The 15442-nt window shown below is 63.8% G+C and carries 13 protein-coding genes; 9 read left to right on the top strand and 4 right to left on the bottom strand.

Features of this window, described 5'->3' with window-relative positions:
- Positions 1 to 87 precede the first annotated feature (87 nt).
- From hemA to ACLFLU_RS04310, 3 genes are all read left to right on the top strand, one after another.
- Positions 88 to 1317: a 5-aminolevulinate synthase gene (gene hemA, locus ACLFLU_RS04320; protein ID WP_426411107.1), complete on the top strand. Its 1230-nt coding sequence runs from the start codon at positions 88 to 90 to the stop codon at positions 1315 to 1317.
- 167 nt (positions 1318 to 1484) lie between these two features.
- On the top strand, positions 1485 to 2582 hold the full coding sequence (locus tag ACLFLU_RS04315) for an ISAs1 family transposase (protein WP_426408912.1): 1098 nt from the start codon (positions 1485 to 1487) through the stop codon (positions 2580 to 2582).
- 327 nt (positions 2583 to 2909) lie between these two features.
- Positions 2910 to 6419, top strand: a complete 3510-nt coding sequence (locus ACLFLU_RS04310; RefSeq protein ID WP_426411106.1) for a PAS domain-containing hybrid sensor histidine kinase/response regulator — start codon at positions 2910 to 2912, stop codon at positions 6417 to 6419.
- Positions 6420 to 6444: 25 nt separating this feature from the next.
- Here ACLFLU_RS04310 and ACLFLU_RS04305 read toward each other — a convergent pair whose 3' ends face one another.
- Positions 6445 to 7476 (bottom strand): alpha/beta fold hydrolase, encoded by a 1032-nt coding sequence (locus ACLFLU_RS04305; RefSeq protein ID WP_426411105.1) that lies wholly within the window; start codon positions 7474 to 7476, stop codon positions 6445 to 6447.
- 1178 nt (positions 7477 to 8654) lie between these two features.
- Between ACLFLU_RS04305 and ACLFLU_RS04300 the strand changes: the two genes are divergently transcribed.
- Positions 8655 to 8921 (top strand): hypothetical protein, encoded by a 267-nt coding sequence (locus ACLFLU_RS04300; RefSeq protein WP_426406661.1) that lies wholly within the window; start codon positions 8655 to 8657, stop codon positions 8919 to 8921.
- A 112-nt stretch (positions 8922 to 9033) separates the two neighbouring features.
- Here the strand turns inward: ACLFLU_RS04300 and ACLFLU_RS04295 are convergent, their stop codons facing one another.
- Positions 9034 to 9705, bottom strand: coding sequence for a response regulator (locus tag ACLFLU_RS04295; protein WP_426411104.1), 672 nt, complete (start codon positions 9703 to 9705; stop codon positions 9034 to 9036).
- A gap of 303 nt (positions 9706 to 10008) precedes the next feature.
- Here ACLFLU_RS04295 and ACLFLU_RS04290 point away from each other — a divergent pair, with 303 nt between their 5' ends.
- Complete coding sequence (locus tag ACLFLU_RS04290) at positions 10009 to 11694, top strand: MFS transporter (RefSeq protein WP_426411103.1); 1686 nt, start codon at positions 10009 to 10011, stop codon at positions 11692 to 11694.
- A gap of 64 nt (positions 11695 to 11758) precedes the next feature.
- Here ACLFLU_RS04290 and ACLFLU_RS04285 read toward each other — a convergent pair whose 3' ends face one another.
- Together ACLFLU_RS04285 and ACLFLU_RS04280 are read right to left on the bottom strand one after the other, a co-directional pair.
- Entirely contained in the window at positions 11759 to 12232 is a 474-nt protein-coding gene (locus ACLFLU_RS04285) for a secondary thiamine-phosphate synthase enzyme YjbQ (protein WP_426411102.1), read from the bottom strand.
- A 156-nt stretch (positions 12233 to 12388) separates the two neighbouring features.
- Positions 12389 to 12907, bottom strand: coding sequence for a hypothetical protein (locus ACLFLU_RS04280; protein ID WP_426411101.1), 519 nt, complete (start codon positions 12905 to 12907; stop codon positions 12389 to 12391).
- 386 nt (positions 12908 to 13293) lie between these two features.
- On the opposite strand from ACLFLU_RS04280, the gene ACLFLU_RS04275 reads away from it, so the two are divergent.
- From ACLFLU_RS04275 to ACLFLU_RS04260, 4 genes are all read left to right on the top strand, one after another.
- On the top strand, positions 13294 to 13668 hold the full coding sequence (locus ACLFLU_RS04275) for an AtpZ/AtpI family protein (RefSeq protein WP_426411100.1): 375 nt from the start codon (positions 13294 to 13296) through the stop codon (positions 13666 to 13668).
- Between the two features lie 112 nt (positions 13669 to 13780).
- Positions 13781 to 14530 (top strand): F0F1 ATP synthase subunit A, encoded by a 750-nt coding sequence (locus ACLFLU_RS04270; RefSeq protein ID WP_148754389.1) that lies wholly within the window; start codon positions 13781 to 13783, stop codon positions 14528 to 14530.
- 53 nt (positions 14531 to 14583) lie between these two features.
- The gene (locus ACLFLU_RS04265; RefSeq protein WP_007599451.1) at positions 14584 to 14814 is read left to right on the top strand and encodes a F0F1 ATP synthase subunit C; all 231 of its coding nucleotides are present in this window, start codon (positions 14584 to 14586) and stop codon (positions 14812 to 14814) included.
- A gap of 62 nt (positions 14815 to 14876) precedes the next feature.
- Entirely contained in the window at positions 14877 to 15440 is a 564-nt protein-coding gene (locus ACLFLU_RS04260; protein ID WP_426411099.1) for a F0F1 ATP synthase subunit B', read from the top strand.
- Positions 15441 to 15442: the final 2 nt, after the last annotated feature.

Raw genomic sequence — 15442 nt, 5'->3', positions numbered from 1 at the left:
CAAATGTGGGATAGCGCGTAGACACTAGAGCTGGAAAAGCTCTAAGTAGATGCGCCCTTTTGGTCAGTTCCGTCCCAGGTTGCACCGATGGATTACGCCCAGTTCTTCAATTCCGCCCTTGATCGCCTCCATACCGAGCGCCGCTACCGCGTGTTCGCCGATCTGGAGCGCACGGCCGGCCGGTTCCCGCATGCGGTTTGGCACTCGCCAAAGGGCAAGCGCGACGTCGTGATCTGGTGCTCCAACGACTACCTCGGCATGGGCCAGCACCCGAAAGTGGTCGGCGCCATGGTCGAGACCGCAACCCGCGTCGGCACCGGCGCAGGCGGCACCCGCAACATCGCCGGCACGCATCATCCGCTGGTACAGCTCGAAGCCGAGCTCGCCGACCTCCACGGCAAGGAAGCGGCGCTGCTGTTCACGTCGGGCTATGTCTCGAACCAGACCGGCATCGCCACCATCGCAAAGCTCATTCCGAACTGCCTGATCCTGTCGGACGAGCTCAACCACAATTCGATGATCGAGGGCATCCGCCAGTCCGGCTGCGAGCGGCAAGTGTTCCGCCACAACGATCTCGCCGATCTCGAAGCGCTGTTGAAGGCGGCCGGTCCAAACCGGCCGAAGCTGATCGCCTGCGAGAGCCTCTACTCCATGGACGGCGACGTCGCGCCGCTCGCCAAGATCTGCGATCTCGCCGAAAAATATAATGCGATGACGTATGTCGACGAGGTTCACGCCGTCGGCATGTACGGCCCGCGCGGCGGCGGCATCGCCGAGCGTGACGGCGTGATGCATCGCATCGACCTTCTCGAAGGCACGCTGGCGAAAGCGTTCGGCTGCCTCGGCGGCTACATCGCCGCCAACGGCCAGATCATCGACGCCGTGCGCTCCTACGCGCCGGGCTTCATCTTCACCACCGCGCTGCCGCCGGCGATCTGCTCGGCCGCGACCGCCGCGATCAAGCACCTGAAGACCTCGAGCTGGGAGCGCGAGCGCCACCAGGACCGCGCCGCGCGCGTCAAGGCGATCCTCAATGCTGCCGGCCTGCCGGTGATGTCGAACGACACGCACATCGTGCCGCTGTTCGTCGGCAACCCCGAGAAGTGCAAGCAGGCCTCGGATATGCTGCTCGAGGATCACGGCATCTATATCCAGCCGATCAACTATCCGACCGTCGCCAAGGGCACCGAGCGCCTGCGCATCACGCCCTCGCCCTATCACGACGATGGCCTGATCGATCAGCTCGCCGAAGCGCTGCTGCAGGTGTGGGACCGTCTGGGCCTGCGGCTGCGCGAGAAGTCGCTGGCGGCGGAGTAGGCTGTTAGCTGCTCCCTAACTCATCCGCACTATCCCCGGAGCTACCCCTCTCCCCAACCATCCCCCGCAAGGGGCAGGGGAATCGCATGTGAGCGTTCTCTGTAAGGCATTGCGATTTGGACAGAAATCGATTCTGAAGGAGGCTCCTGAATTGGCAGGAGCGGCCGATGGATCGATTCTCGGAGTGCTTCGAAGACCTGCCTGACCCGCGGGCGGACAATGCGCTGCATGATCTGACAGAGCTTTTGTTCATTGCGCTGATGGCGACGTTGTGCGGAGCGACGAGTTGCACCGACATGGCGTTGTTTGCACGGCTGAAGGCCTATCTTTGGCAGGACGTGCTGGTGCTCAAGCATGGGCTGCCAAGTCATGACACGTTCAGTCGCGTGTTCCGTATGCTCGATCCAAAGGCGTTCGAGACAGCGTTCCGGCGCTTTATGGAAGCCTTCGCCGAGGGCGCGAAGATCGCACGGCCGCAGGGCGTGATCGCACTGGATGGCAAGGCGCTGCGGCGGGGCTACGAGCGCGGCAAAAGCCACATGCCGCCGATCATGGTGACGGCGTGGGCGGCGCAGACGCGCATGGCGCTGGCCAATGTTCTGGCGCCGAACAACAACGAAGCCGCCGGCGCCTTGCAATTGCTCGAACTGCTGCAACTCAAGGGGTGCATCGTGACAGCCGATGCGCTGCACTGTCATCGCGAGATGGCCAAGCAGATCGTGGCACGGGGCGGCGATTACGTGCTGGCAGTGAAGGAGAACCAGCCCGCTCTGCTGGCCGACGCCAAGGCGGCGATTGCCGCAGCGGCCCGCAAGGGCAAGAAGCCGGTTGCCACCACCGATGCAGATCATGGGCGCAAGGAAAAGCGCAGCGCGCTTGTCGTGCCGGTCAAGGACATGGAGAAGACGCACAACTTCCCTGGCCTCAAAGCCGTCGCGCAGATCAGCAGCAAGCGCGGCAAGGACAAAGCCGTCGAGCGCTACTTCCTGATGAGCCAAAACTACAGTCGCACGGAGGTTCTGCGCATTGTTCGCACCCATTGGACCATCGAAAACGGCCTGCACTGGCCGCTCGATGTCATCCTCGACGAGGATCTGGCCCGCAACCGCAAGGACAACGGTCCGGCCAACCTTGCCGTACTCAGAAGACTTGCCCTCAATGTGGCCAGGGCTCACCCCGACACCACCACCTCCTTGCGCCTCAAGCTCAAGCGCGCCGGCTGGAACGATGCCTTTCTTTTTGAGCTCCTCGGCCACATGCGATAGCCCTGCCGCAAGGGGGGAGGGAGCGAGACAGTCTGCTCACCTCACATCGCTTAGGCGCAACCGTACATCGCGGAGCTTGATCCCTGTTGCAACGAGCAACGCTCCCTCCGTTCCCTCCCCCCTTGCGGGGGGAGGGTCAGGGAGAGGGGTATCCCACGGGGACTCTCTCCGTGCTTAACGACAACCCCAGTTTCCGCCCCCACCGGGCATTTCGCTGTCGCCTCCATCCGCCTAACGCGCTAGATTTGCAGGGAAAATGAGATCGGGCGCGACCAGCGCCTTAGGACGATAGGGCGCTACCGCGCCCATGGGAGAAGCACGCTCGCCATGCTGCACGACTGGGGCGTGATCGCTGCCGCCTTCGGCTATATCGGCTTCCTGTTCCTGGTGGCGAGCCATGGCGACCGCCGCTCGCCGGCCGGCCACGGCCGCGCGTCCGGGCTGATCTATCCGCTATCGCTGGCGATCTATTGCACCTCCTGGACCTTCTTCGGCTCGGTCGGCTTCGCCACCCGCACCTCGACCGACTTCCTCGCGATCTATGTCGGCCCGATCCTGATGATCGGCCTCGGCGCCGGCGTGCTCCGCCGCGTGATCCAGCTTGCGAAAGCGCACAACATCACCTCGATCGCCGACTTCATCGGCGCGCGCTACGGCAAGAGCCAGGCGGTGGCCGCAACCGTGGCGCTGATCGCGATCATCGGCTCGGTGCCCTACATCGCGCTCCAGCTCAAGGCGGTCGCCTCCTCGCTCGAAGTCATCCTGAGCGAGGACCAGGCGTTCTCCCATATCCCGATCCTCGGCGACATGGCGCTGATGGTGACGCTGGCGATGGCGGCCTTCGCGGTGCTGTTCGGCACGCGGCAGACCGACGCCACCGAGCATCAGCACGGCCTGATGCTGGCAGTCGCGACCGAATCCATCGTCAAGCTGGTTGCCTTCCTCAGCGCCGGCATCTTCGTCACCTTCTGGATGTTCTCGCCGCACGAATTGATCGAGCGCGCGATGAAGACGCCGGAGGCGGTGCGCGCCATCGACTATTCACCCTCGATCGGCAACTTTCTCACGATGACACTGCTGTCGCTGTGCGCGGTCATGCTGCTGCCGCGGCAGTTTCACGTCAGCGTGGTGGAGAATTCCTCGGATGCCGAGGTCAGCCGCGCGCGCTGGCTGTTTCCGCTCTATCTCGTCGCCATCAATGTGTTCGTGATTCCGATCGCGCTCGCCGGCCTCGTCAGCTTCCCGTTCGGCGCGGTCGACCCCGACATGTACGTGCTGGCATTGCCGATGGAGGGCGGCGCGGGACTGCTCAGTGTCGCCGTCTTCGTCGGCGGCCTGTCGGCAGCCACCGCGATGGTGATCGTCGAATGCGTGGCGCTCTCCATCATGGTCTCCAACGACCTCGTGGTGCCGCTGGTGCTGCAACGACGGCCCGAAGGGCGCGCCGGCTCCACCGATTTCGGCGATTTCCTGCTGCGGTCGCGACGGCTTGCGATCTTCGCCATCATGGTGATGGCCTATTTCTACTACCGCGCGCTCGGCAACACCCAGCTCGCGGCGATCGGCCTGTTGTCTTTTGCCGCCATCGCGCAGCTCGCGCCCGCCTTCTTCGGCGGCCTGCTGTGGCGGCGGGCGACCGGGCGGGGCGCCATCGGCGGCATGATGGTCGGTTTCGCCGTATGGCTCTACACGCTGTTCATACCGAGCTTCATGGATTCCTCGACCGCAGGGATCCTGCTGCTGCAGCACGGCCCGTTCGGCATCGAGGCGCTGCGGCCGCAGGCGCTGTTCGGCGCCGACCTGCCGCCGCTGATGCATGGCGTCGTCTGGTCGCTCTCGCTCAACATCCTCACCTACGTGCTGCTGTCGCTGGCGCGGCGGCCCTCGTCCATCGAGCTGGTGCAGGCCGATCTGTTCGTGCCCAACACGCTCGCGCCGATCGCCCCGAATTTCCGCCGCTGGCGCACCACCATCACGGTGCAGGACATCCAGACCACGGTCGCGCAATATCTCGGGCCCGATCGCGCCCGGCATTCGTTCGAGGCGTTCTCGGCACGGCGCAACATGCGGCTGGAATCCGGAGCACCCGCCGATTTCGAGCTGCTGCAGCACGCCGAGCACCTGATCGCCTCGTCGATCGGGGCTGCGTCCTCCCGCCTCGTGATGTCGCTGCTGCTGCGCAAGCGAACCGTATCCGCGAAAGCCGCGCTGAAACTGCTCGACGATTCCCATGCGGCGCTGCATTTCAACCGCGAGATCCTTCAGACCGCGCTCAACCATGTGCGCCAGGGCATCGCGGTGTTCGACGCCGATTTGCAGCTGATCTGCTCCAACCGGCAGTTCGGCGATCTGCTCAACGTCCCCCCGCATTTCATCCAGTTCGGCACGCCGCTCCGCGAGATCCTGGAGTTCATGGGCGTCAGCGATCCCGCAGATCAGGCCGACCGCGAGGCGATGATCGAGCAGCGGCTCGTGGCCTACACCACCGACAGCGAGCCCTATCTCGAACGCCTCCCGGAACGCCACATGGTGATCGAGGTGCTCACCAACCGCATGCCCGGCGGCGGCTTCGTCATCACCTTCACCGACGTCACGCCGACCTTCGAGGCGGCGGAAGCGCTGGAGCGCGCCAATGCGACGCTGGAGAAGCGCGTACGCGACCGCACCGAGGAGCTGACCCGGCTGAATTCCGAGCTGGCGCTCGCCAAGAGCAGCGCGGAGGACGCCAGCATCTCCAAGACGCGCTTCCTCGCGGCCGCCAGCCATGACATTCTCCAGCCGCTGAACGCAGCAAGGCTCTATGTCACGAGCCTGGTCGAGCGCCAGCACACTGGCGAGGAGACGCGGCTGGTCGAGAACATCGACGAATCGCTGCAAGCCATCGAGGAAATCCTCGGCGCGCTGCTCGACATCTCCAGGCTCGATGCCGGCGCGATGGCAACCTCGATCTCCAGCTTCAAGATGGCCGATCTGATGCGCTCGCTGGAGATCGAGTTCGCCCCGATCGCGCGCGCCAAGGGCCTCGATCTCACCTTCGTACCCTGCTCGCTGCCGGTCGAATCGGACCGGCTGCTGCTACGGCGGCTGCTCCAGAACCTGATCTCGAACGCGATCAAATATACCCCGCGCGGGCGCGTGCTGGTCGGTTGCCGCCGCCAAGGCCCCTCGCTCAAGATTGGCGTCTACGACACAGGCGTCGGCATACCCCTGGCCAAGCGCGGTGAGATCTTCAAGGAATTCCACCGCCTCGAACAGGGCGCGCGGATTGCGCGCGGGCTGGGGCTGGGGCTGTCGATCGTCGAGCGGCTGGCGCGCGTGCTCAACCACGGCATCGCCATCGACGCCAACACGAGCCGCGGCTCGTTGTTCTCGGTGACGGTGCCAACGGCGAAGGCCGTGACGCTGACCGCGGCGGTGACCAGTGCAACGCCGCTGGCGCGCACGTCGATCTCCGGCGCGCTGATCGTCTGCATCGAGAACGACGCCGCGATCCTCGACGGCATGCGGACGCTGCTGAAGGCCTGGGACGCGGAGGTGATCGCGGTCGCCGATCCCGAAGGCGCGATATCAGCGATCGAAGCCGCCGGCCGGCGCGTCACCGGCCTCCTTGTCGACTATCACCTCGACCGCGGCAACGGCGTCGCCGCCATCCGCGAGATCCGCCGCCGCTTCGGCGACACCATCCCCGCGATCCTGATCACCGCCGACCGCAGTCCCGCCGTGCAGACGGCCGCACGCGAGGAACAGATCGCGGTGCTGAACAAGCCGGTGAAGCCAGCTTCGCTGCGCGCCTTGCTCGGACAGTGGCGCACGCAGCAGATGGTGGCGGCGGAATAAGACAGGCCGCCGCCATCGAAAATTCTCAGGCGGCACCGTCGACGTCGATGACGGCCTTGGCAAAGGCCTGCGGTGCTTCCTGGGGCAAATTGTGACCGATGCCGCCGGTGACGAGGCGAAAGTCGTAGCGACCCGAGAACATCTTGGCGTAAGCGCTGGGATCGGGATGCGGCGCGCCATTGGCATCGCCTTCCATCGTGATCGTCGGCACGCTGATGATGGGGGCAGCCGCGAGCTTCTCTTCGATCTCCTCGTACTTCGCCTCGCCCTTAACAAGTCCGAGCCGCCAGCGGTAATTGTGGATCGCGATCGCGACATGATCCTTGTTCTCGAAGGCCTTCGCACTGCGATCGAAGGTGGCGTCGTCGAACTTCCACTGCGGCGAGGCCAGCTTCCAGATCAGCTTTGCGAAATCGTGCGTGTACTTCTCGTAGCCGGCGCGGCCCCGCTCGGTCGCGAAATAGAACTGATACCACCATTGCAGCTCCGCCGCCGGCGGCAGCGGCGCGCTTCCCGAAGCCTGGCTGGAGATCAGATAGCCGCTGACCGAGACCAGCGCGCGGCAGCGCTCCGGCCACAGCGCCGCGATGATATCGGCGGTGCGCGCGCCCCAGTCGAAGCCGGCAAGGACGGCCTTCTTGATGTCGAGCGCATCCATCAGATCGATGATGTCGACGGCCAGCGCGCCCGGCTCGCCGTTGCGCAGCGTCTCGCTGGAGAGGAAGTGCGTCGAGCCGTAGCCGCGCAGGTAGGGAATGATGACGCGATAGCCGGCCTGCGCCAGGATCGGCGCGACATCAACGAAGCTGTGAATGTCGTAGGGCCAGCCATGGAGCAGGATCGCGACCGGTCCGGCCGCCGGGCCGGCTTCTGCGTAGCCGACATTCAGCACGCCGGCATTGATCTGCTTGATAGTGCCGAAGGATGCGTTCGTCGCGGCGGATCGCGGCGGCTCGGTTTCGGCGCGCGCGAGGTCGATCACGCCGAGACCGACGGCGACGGTTCCGGCTGCGATGCCGAGGAACTGGCGCCGATGCTGGTCGATAATCTGTGTCATGATCTCTTGCCTCGTTGATGGTTGTCGGAATCGTCAGATCGGATCGACGGAAAACTGACTATCAGCGCCTGCCGCGGGAAGCGCGTTTGGAGTTGTGAGAAGTTGTGAGGCCGGCAGGGAACCCGGTTAAGCGGCGTGCAAACGCGGTCTCATGCCGATCCAAAGCCGGCCTTTCCGAATCGCTGCCCCGTAGCCATCCGGTTTCACGAATGAGCAAGATCTCGTGATGACCGAGCCGGCCGGGCCTGCTCCAGCAACACAGCGTTCGGGACATTCACCGCGTCATTGCGAGCGCAGCAAGTAGAGAGGCCGTCGCTCTCCAATTCACATCTCAAACAACGGGCGCACTTTCGCCCTCTCGCGGCATAGTCCGCCCGAGTTTTGCTCTCCGCGTCACGCCCTCTCGAAGAAAGGGCGCAGGGAAGGCCGGGTGCCGGCTGGCACCCACGGTCCGCTGTGCGCGTGTAGCGCAAAAAGAATTGCACAGCGGCATACAGGTGAAGCCGAACACACGGCCTTCCCTGCGCAGTGGTTGGACGGCTTATGCCGTGCTCTCCCGGGAGCCGAGTTCCTTCTGGCCTCCCTCGCCTCACGAAATTCGCCGACACCGCGCCGGTTGACGCCAATGCCGCATTCACAAGGCTTGGCCGTAGCGACGACGGCCGGGACCACACGGTTTTGCCGTACGCAAGCAATCCTGCTTCGCCAAGAGGCTTCGCAGGACAAGGCGCCGTTCGTACAACGCGGCTTGCGAGATGCTCACGGGGTTCGGCTCAATCCATCGCCCCGCCCTGCAACTCACATCCGCGACGGCGCTGCCCAGCGTCCACCGCAGCCCGATCCGCGGCTCGTGACGACGTACGACCGCCCCTTTTCGCCGGATCAGGTTGGGCGACACATACGACAAATCCGAATTTCGGTAAAGTGGAATATTTTTGAACGCGCCGATTGACCGAGCCGTTGCTGTTTCGCCCGACAAACGGCCCCAGGACTTGTGGGCGACGAGGGCACGTACTCGTACAATCTATGCTTGAAGAACATCCGCTCGACGTCCGCTTATCCTCCAACAGCCGCGCAAAAACGAACGTCGCCGGGCTTCCGGGTTGGGCCAACAGGGACATGGCAGGCTGGTCAATGATATAAGAGAGGCCGTCAGGTGCCTTCAGAGTGATTTTCCGATGTCAGCAAAACTGCGTTGCTTCTGGTTGAAGTTCGATGGTGACAACTTGCGTCACGGACTGGGCTATGGCGTGACGGCATGGAACGAAAGCGATGCTTTGCAGATTGTGCAACTTGATGTTTTCGGTGGCGAACCTATGCCGCCATTTGCCCTGCAAGCCGACGTAGATATTTCGAAGCTCGATGCAGGCCACATCCTTCCAAATATGGAGAGCCCGAATTGGCGAGGCATTTGGTATCCTCGCGGATATGCCAAGTCGAGTTAGAGCATCCCACTGTTTGGTCGGCCATGGGTCAAAACCGGTGATGCTCTGAACGAGCCAAATCATTCCGCTTTGCCCTGAAGATCGGACATCCGCGCGGTCGTGAGTGAGCGCATCACCCCGTGGGCGTGCCCTGCTTCCACTGGCCGCCAGCGATTTTGGCGGCGGCGATCACCGCCTGGGTCCGGCTCTCGACGCCGAGCTTTTGCAGGATGGCCGAGACATGCGCCTTGATGGTGGCCTCGGAGACGCCGAGCTCGTAGGCAATCTGCTTGTTCAGCAACCCCTCCGACAGCATCATCAACACCCGCACCTGCTGCGGCGTCAGTGTCACCAGGCGATCGCGCAGGCGCGTCATGTCGGGGTCGGCGGCAGCCGACAGGTCAGTGTCGGCCGGAACCCAGATGTCGCCGTCCATGACCTTGAGGATGGCGTCGCGCAGCGTCTCGACGCCGAACCGCTTCGGTATGAAGCCGGAGGCGCCGAAATCGAGCGAGCGGCGGATCGTGGCGCTGTCATCGGAGGCCGAGACGATCACCACCGGGATGGCCGGATATTGCGCACGCAGATAGATCAGCCCGGAGAAGCCGGAGATGCCGGGCATCGAGAGGTCGAGCAGGACCAGGTCGACGTCGGAGGTCTGTTCCAGCAGTTTCGTCAGATCCTCGAACGACCCGGCCTCGTCGATCTTCGCCGTGCTCAGGACGCCGGCCACCGCCTGCCGCAGCGCATCGCGGAACAGCGGATGGTCATCGGCAATGACGAGATGGGTGGAGGGAGCGCTCATCGATCTCTTGCTGTCGTTCACGTCAGCGCCAGTAGTCCGGACCGGCGCAATGGTCAATTCTTCCCCGGCCGGCCGTGGCATGCAAGGGCACATTATTCCTTTGCGGGAAAGGGGTTAATCCGCAAGCCCTGCGCCGCGGCGCGGCACTGTCCATCCACACCGTCAGTTGCGTGTCGGTGCGCAAGGCCGAAAGTCGTATTGGGGCCGGTTTCACGCCGATGTTACCTTGGGGGCAAGACCTTGGTTGATCCGGCATGCCCGGACAGCCGGGACGCGAGGAAACGAAATTCGGGGAGTCCAACTATGACAATGGCAGCGGCCACCGGCGGCGTCGGGGCGCGGGGAATGACCGGCGAAGAGAAAAAAGTCATCTTCGCATCTTCACTCGGTACCGTGTTCGAATGGTACGATTTCTATCTGTATGGATGGACCGCAGCCCAGATCGGCAAGGCGTTCTATTCGGCGTTCGACGCCAATACACAGTTCATCTTCGCGCTCCTGACCTTTTCGGCGGGCTTCCTGGTTCGCCCCCTCGGCGCGCTGGTGTTCGGCCGGGTCGGCGACCTCGTCGGCCGCAAATATACCTTCCTCGTCACCATCACCATCATGGGCATGTCGACCTTCCTGGTCGGCCTGACACCGGGCTACCAGACGCTCGGCTGGCTGGCTCCGACCATCCTGATCGGTCTGCGCCTTCTGCAAGGTCTCGCGCTCGGCGGTGAGTACGGTGGCGCCGCCACCTACGTGGCCGAACACGCGCCGCAGGGCCGCCGTGGATTCTACACGTCCTGGATTCAGACCACCGCGACGATCGGCCTGTTCCTGTCGCTGCTCGTTGTCTACATCGTCCGCAACAGCATGAGCGCCGATGCATTCAGCGATTCGAGCCTCTCGGGCGGCTGGCGTATCCCCTATCTGCTCTCGATCCTGCTGCTCGGCATCTCGATCTGGATCCGCATGCAGCTGTCGGAATCGCCGCTGTTCCAGAAGATGAAGGACGAAGGCAAGGCGTCCAAGGCGCCTCTGACGGAAGCCTTCGGCAACTGGCAGAACGGAAAGATCGCGCTGATCGCCCTGCTCGGCCTCACCGCGGGTCAGGCCGTGATCTGGTATGGCGGGCAGTTCTACGCGCGCGTCTTCCTCGTCAACACGCTCAAGGTCCCGGCGAACTCGGCTGACATCGCGCTCATCATCGCGCTGGCGATCGCGACCGTCGGCTTCCTGTTCTTCGGCTGGCTGTCGGACAAGATCGGCCGCAAGCCGATCATCCTGGCCGGCTGCCTGCTCGGCGCCGTGACCTATCACTTCGCCTTCAGCCTGCTGACAACGGCCGCCAACCCGGCGCTCGAGAAGGCACTGGCCAATGCGCCGGTGTCCGTCGTCGCCGACCCCAAGGACTGCAACGTGCTGTTCGACCCGGTCGGCGGCAGGGTGTTCACCAGCTCCTGCGACGTCGCCCGCAACGCGCTGATCGCCTCGTCGGTGAACTTCAAGCTGGAGCCCGGCGCGCCCGGCAGCCTGGCCAAGGTCGTCGTCGGCAGCAAGACGTTCGATTCCGTGAACGGCGCTGGCGCCGATCCGAAAGCGTTCGCAGCTGCCCGCACCGCGTTCACGACCGCCGTGACCGCTGCAGTCGGCGAAGCCGGCTACCCGGTCAAGGGCGCCGATCCGGCCGCGATCAATATGCCGCTGCTGATCGTGGTCCTGACCTATCTCGCGATCCTCGTGACCATGGTCTACGGCCCGATCGCGGCCGCTCTCGTCGAGCTGTTCCCGACGCGGATCCGCTACACTTCGATGTCGCTGCCCTATCATATCGGCAACGGCTGGTTCGGAGGTTTGCTGCCGCCGATTGCGGTCGCTCTGGTCGCCGCGACGGGTAATATCTACGCTGGTCTCTGGTACCCGATCGCGATCGCGTCGATGACCTTCATCGTCGGCCTGATCTTCGTGCCCGAAACCAAGGACGTCGACATCACCAAGACCTGATCGCGTCACAACGCGTCTGATCAGCCGGCCGCGGAGCGATCCGCGGCCGGTTTGCTTTTGAACATTATTTATTGCCGCCGATGAATTGCAGCACGATTTCGCGCCGGTGCGGGCGCGCGCGGTGCTCGACCAGATAGATTCCCTGCCAGGTGCCGAGCGCAAGCCTGCCGCCAAGCACCGGCACATGCAGCGACGTCTGCGTCAGCATGGTCTTGACGTGCGCGGGCATGTCGTCCGGCCCTTCGGTATCATGCGTCCACGGCACATTTTCCGGCGCGAGCCGTGACAGCGCAGTGGTGAGATCGACGAGCACGGAGGGATCGGCGTTTTCCTGGATCGTCAGGGACGCCGAGGTGTGACGAATGAACAGCGTCAGTGAGCCGTCGTGAGCACGGGCTTCCGAGACAAATTTCGCGACCTCACTGGTGAGATCGGTGAAGCCGCGACCTTGCGTCTGCGCGGTGAGCAGCGACGATACGATCGTGGTGGCTTGCACTGACGATGGGGCCGAGCGCGTGACAGATTTGGCTGATGTCATGAAAGGTCTCTCAACTCGAAAGCTGCCGTAGGGGGGGCAAAGCGACTTGTCCGCCGTAGCTCGAAGAGCGAAGGCGGAAGCGTGCCCACCAATCCACGCAACTACATCAAGGTGGTGGGCACGGCGCTTTGCGCCTTTGCCCACGGCACCGCGTCGTTAGATCTTCCCCGACACGTCCTTCTGCACGCGGTTGGCCATGTCGATCAGCCGCCGCCACGCCTTTTCCAGGAACGACATGGCGCGATCAAGGTCCTGGTCGCTGGGCAGCGGGATCTCGATCTTCCGATCCCCCTCGGCGACCTTTGGCTCGCCCTTCTTCAGGGAATCGGATTTCGGCAGCGCCTCGTCGATCTTGCCGGAGACGGTCGGACCGGCGGCCTGTCCCTTCAGCTTCTCGACCTCGGCCTGGAGCCGGCCGATCTCGGCATCGAGTGCGGAGCGCTCGTCGGGCACGGCGTAGCAGGCCCAGCCGGCGTCATTCCTGGTGCAGGTCGAGACCGTGCCGGTGCGGGTGTCGAGCCGTAGCACGCCCTCAGGGATCGGCGTCATGCTGTAGCGGCCGTTGTCGCCGTCGGGGGCTGATTGCGCGGCAACCGGGCCGCCGCTGGTGGTCACCACTGCGGCAATCGCCACCGCCGCAAGCCATGATGTTGTGGATGATTTCACTGCTCTCATCGCGCTCTCCGCCACGACGCGCCGGCGGCCCATCGTTCGAATTCTACACCCGGGCGAGCGACGGCGCATCGCTCGGTCGCTCCAATCCGCCACCAAAAAACGCATCCGCGCAATCAACGACGGCGGCAGTGCGTTGGATCCCGAAAGCTGCGGCGAAATCCCGGCCATATCGGCGGATCGCGCGGAGAGCTGCTGCGGTGCGGCGTCACGCTGTGTGCAGCGCTGGCGCGCAAGGCGATATTGTCAATTAAATCAGATACATAATCGAACACGACGCGATCGTGACTTGGCTTGACTTGATTATGTGCGGTCAGTATGGTCCGCGCGGCTTTTGAGGGTGGCGGGCGTAATTTCCATTCAACCGCAGCGTTTCGGGTCTTCGTGGCATGGCTCAAGACACGGGACACAGCGAGAATGGAGATCGCGATAGATCGCCCGAGGAAGCTGCGCTTTCCGAACGGCTCGGGAGTCTTGATCAGCGGTTGTCCGAACTTCGCGGCCGCCACGTCAAGACCGAGCAACCCGCAGGTGACGGTGGAGACGGAGCGGCCAGAGCCTCGGCGATGGCGCTTGGTTTTCGGTTATCCTCCGAGTTGGTCGCCGGGGTTGTCGTTGGAGCGGGGATTGGCTGGGGTTTCGACCGCTTGCTGTCGACGTCGCCTTTCGGATTTATCGTATTCCTGCTGCTGGGCTTCGTGGCCGGCGTGGTGAATGTGGTGAGAACGGCGGGCGCGGGTCAGAACAGGCGCGGTGGTTCTTAAAGCCGATCCGAACAGGAGAGGAATTTTCGCGCCGGCTTCGCCGGTGCGGGCCGGCCCGGCCGGCAGACCGAGACACGCCGGCTAGCCCGGCAGACCAAGAGATGCCGCGCCGATGAAAATCGATCCGATCCACCAGTTCAACATCGAGCCTCTCTTCACGATCGGCCATATCGGCAATCAAACGATCGCCTTCACCAATTCATCGCTCTACATGCTGGTGGCAGTCGCGATCATTTCGCTGCTGATGCTTGCCAGCGGTACGCAGCTGGTTCCCGGGCGCCTCCAGTCCGTCGCCGAGATCTCCTACGAGTTCGTCGCCTCGACCATCCGTTCGACCGCCGGCTCGGAAGGCATGAAGTTCTTCCCGCTGATCTTCTCGCTGTTCATGTTCATCTGCGTCTCGAACCTGATCGGCATCATTCCCTACACCTTCACGATCTCGAGCCATTTGATCGTGACGGCAGCGCTGGCGCTCCTGGTCTTCTTCACGGTCCTGATCTACGGCGTTGCCAAGAACGGCCTGAAATTCTTCTCGATCTTCGTGCCCCACGGTGTCCCCGGCTATATCCTGCCGCTGGTGATGTTCATCGAGATCCTGTCGTTCTTCCTGCGGCCGGTCTCCCACAGCGTCCGTCTGTTCGCCAACATGCTGGCCGGCCACATCGCGCTGAAGGTGTTCGCGGGCTTCGTCGCCATGCTCGGCTTCTCGCTCGGCGCGCTGGGCTGGTTCGGCGGCGTGCTGCCGCTGGCGCTCACGGTCGCGCTGTACGCACTCGAGATTCTGGTCGCGTTCCTGCAGGCCTATGTGTTTGCGATCCTGACCTGCATCTACCTCAACGACGCCATTCATCCGGGACACTAAGCGGTCCGGGGAATTTCCACCCAAAACCCAATCTATCTTCCAAGGAGTCTAAAATGGATCCGGCAGCAGCAAAACTTATCGGCGCGGGCATCGCATGCATCGGCATGGGCGGCGCGGGCGTCGGCGTGGGCGTGATCTTCGGCAACTACCTCGCCGCGGCCGTTCGCAACCCGTCGGCTGCTCAGGGCCAGTTCGGCAACCTGATCTTCGGCTTCGCCGTGACCGAAGCGCTCGGCATTTTCTCGCTGCTGATCGCACTGCTGCTGCTGTTCGTTCCGCTCTGAGGACGACGTTCTTCGCGCCGCTTCGACCGAAGCGGCGCGCCTGACAGCAACAGGAGTACTCCATGGCTGAGAGTCATGGCGGGGCGAAAAGTCCGGCGGCGGGCGCCCACACCGAGACCGAAGGCGGTCACGGTGGAGGCTTTCCGCCGTTCGAGAGCAGCACCTATGCTTCGCAGCTGGTGTCGCTCGCGATCTTCTTCGTCGTGCTTTACGTGATCGTGTCCAAGCTCGCTCTGCCGAAGGTCGGCGGTGCGATCGAAGCGCGTCAGAACAAGATCGAGGGTGACCTCGCCGAGGCGCAGACGCTGAAGGACCAGTCCGACGCGGCGCTGAAGGCCTATGAAGGCGAGCTCGCTTCGGCGCGTTCGCGGGCACAGGCGATCGGCAACGAATCCCGCGACAAGGCGAATGCGCAGGCGGACGCCGAGCGCAAGGCGCTGGAAGAGCAGCTGGCGGCCAAGCTCGCCGAGGCGGAGAAGACCATCGCCTCGACCCGCGCGACCGCCATGAGCAACGTCCGCGGCATCGCGGCCGATGCGGCAGGCACCATCGTGCAGCAGCTTACGGGCGTCGTTCCGGATGCAGCGTCGGTCAATGCCGCCGTTGATGCGTCCTTGAAGGGTTAGTC

It is taken from the genome of Bradyrhizobium ganzhouense (assembly GCF_049949285.1).
GTDB classification, from domain to species: domain Bacteria; phylum Pseudomonadota; class Alphaproteobacteria; order Rhizobiales; family Xanthobacteraceae; genus Bradyrhizobium; species Bradyrhizobium ganzhouense.
Note: the sequence above shows the minus strand (reverse complement) of the source record. Positions and strands in the feature narration are given on the sequence as shown.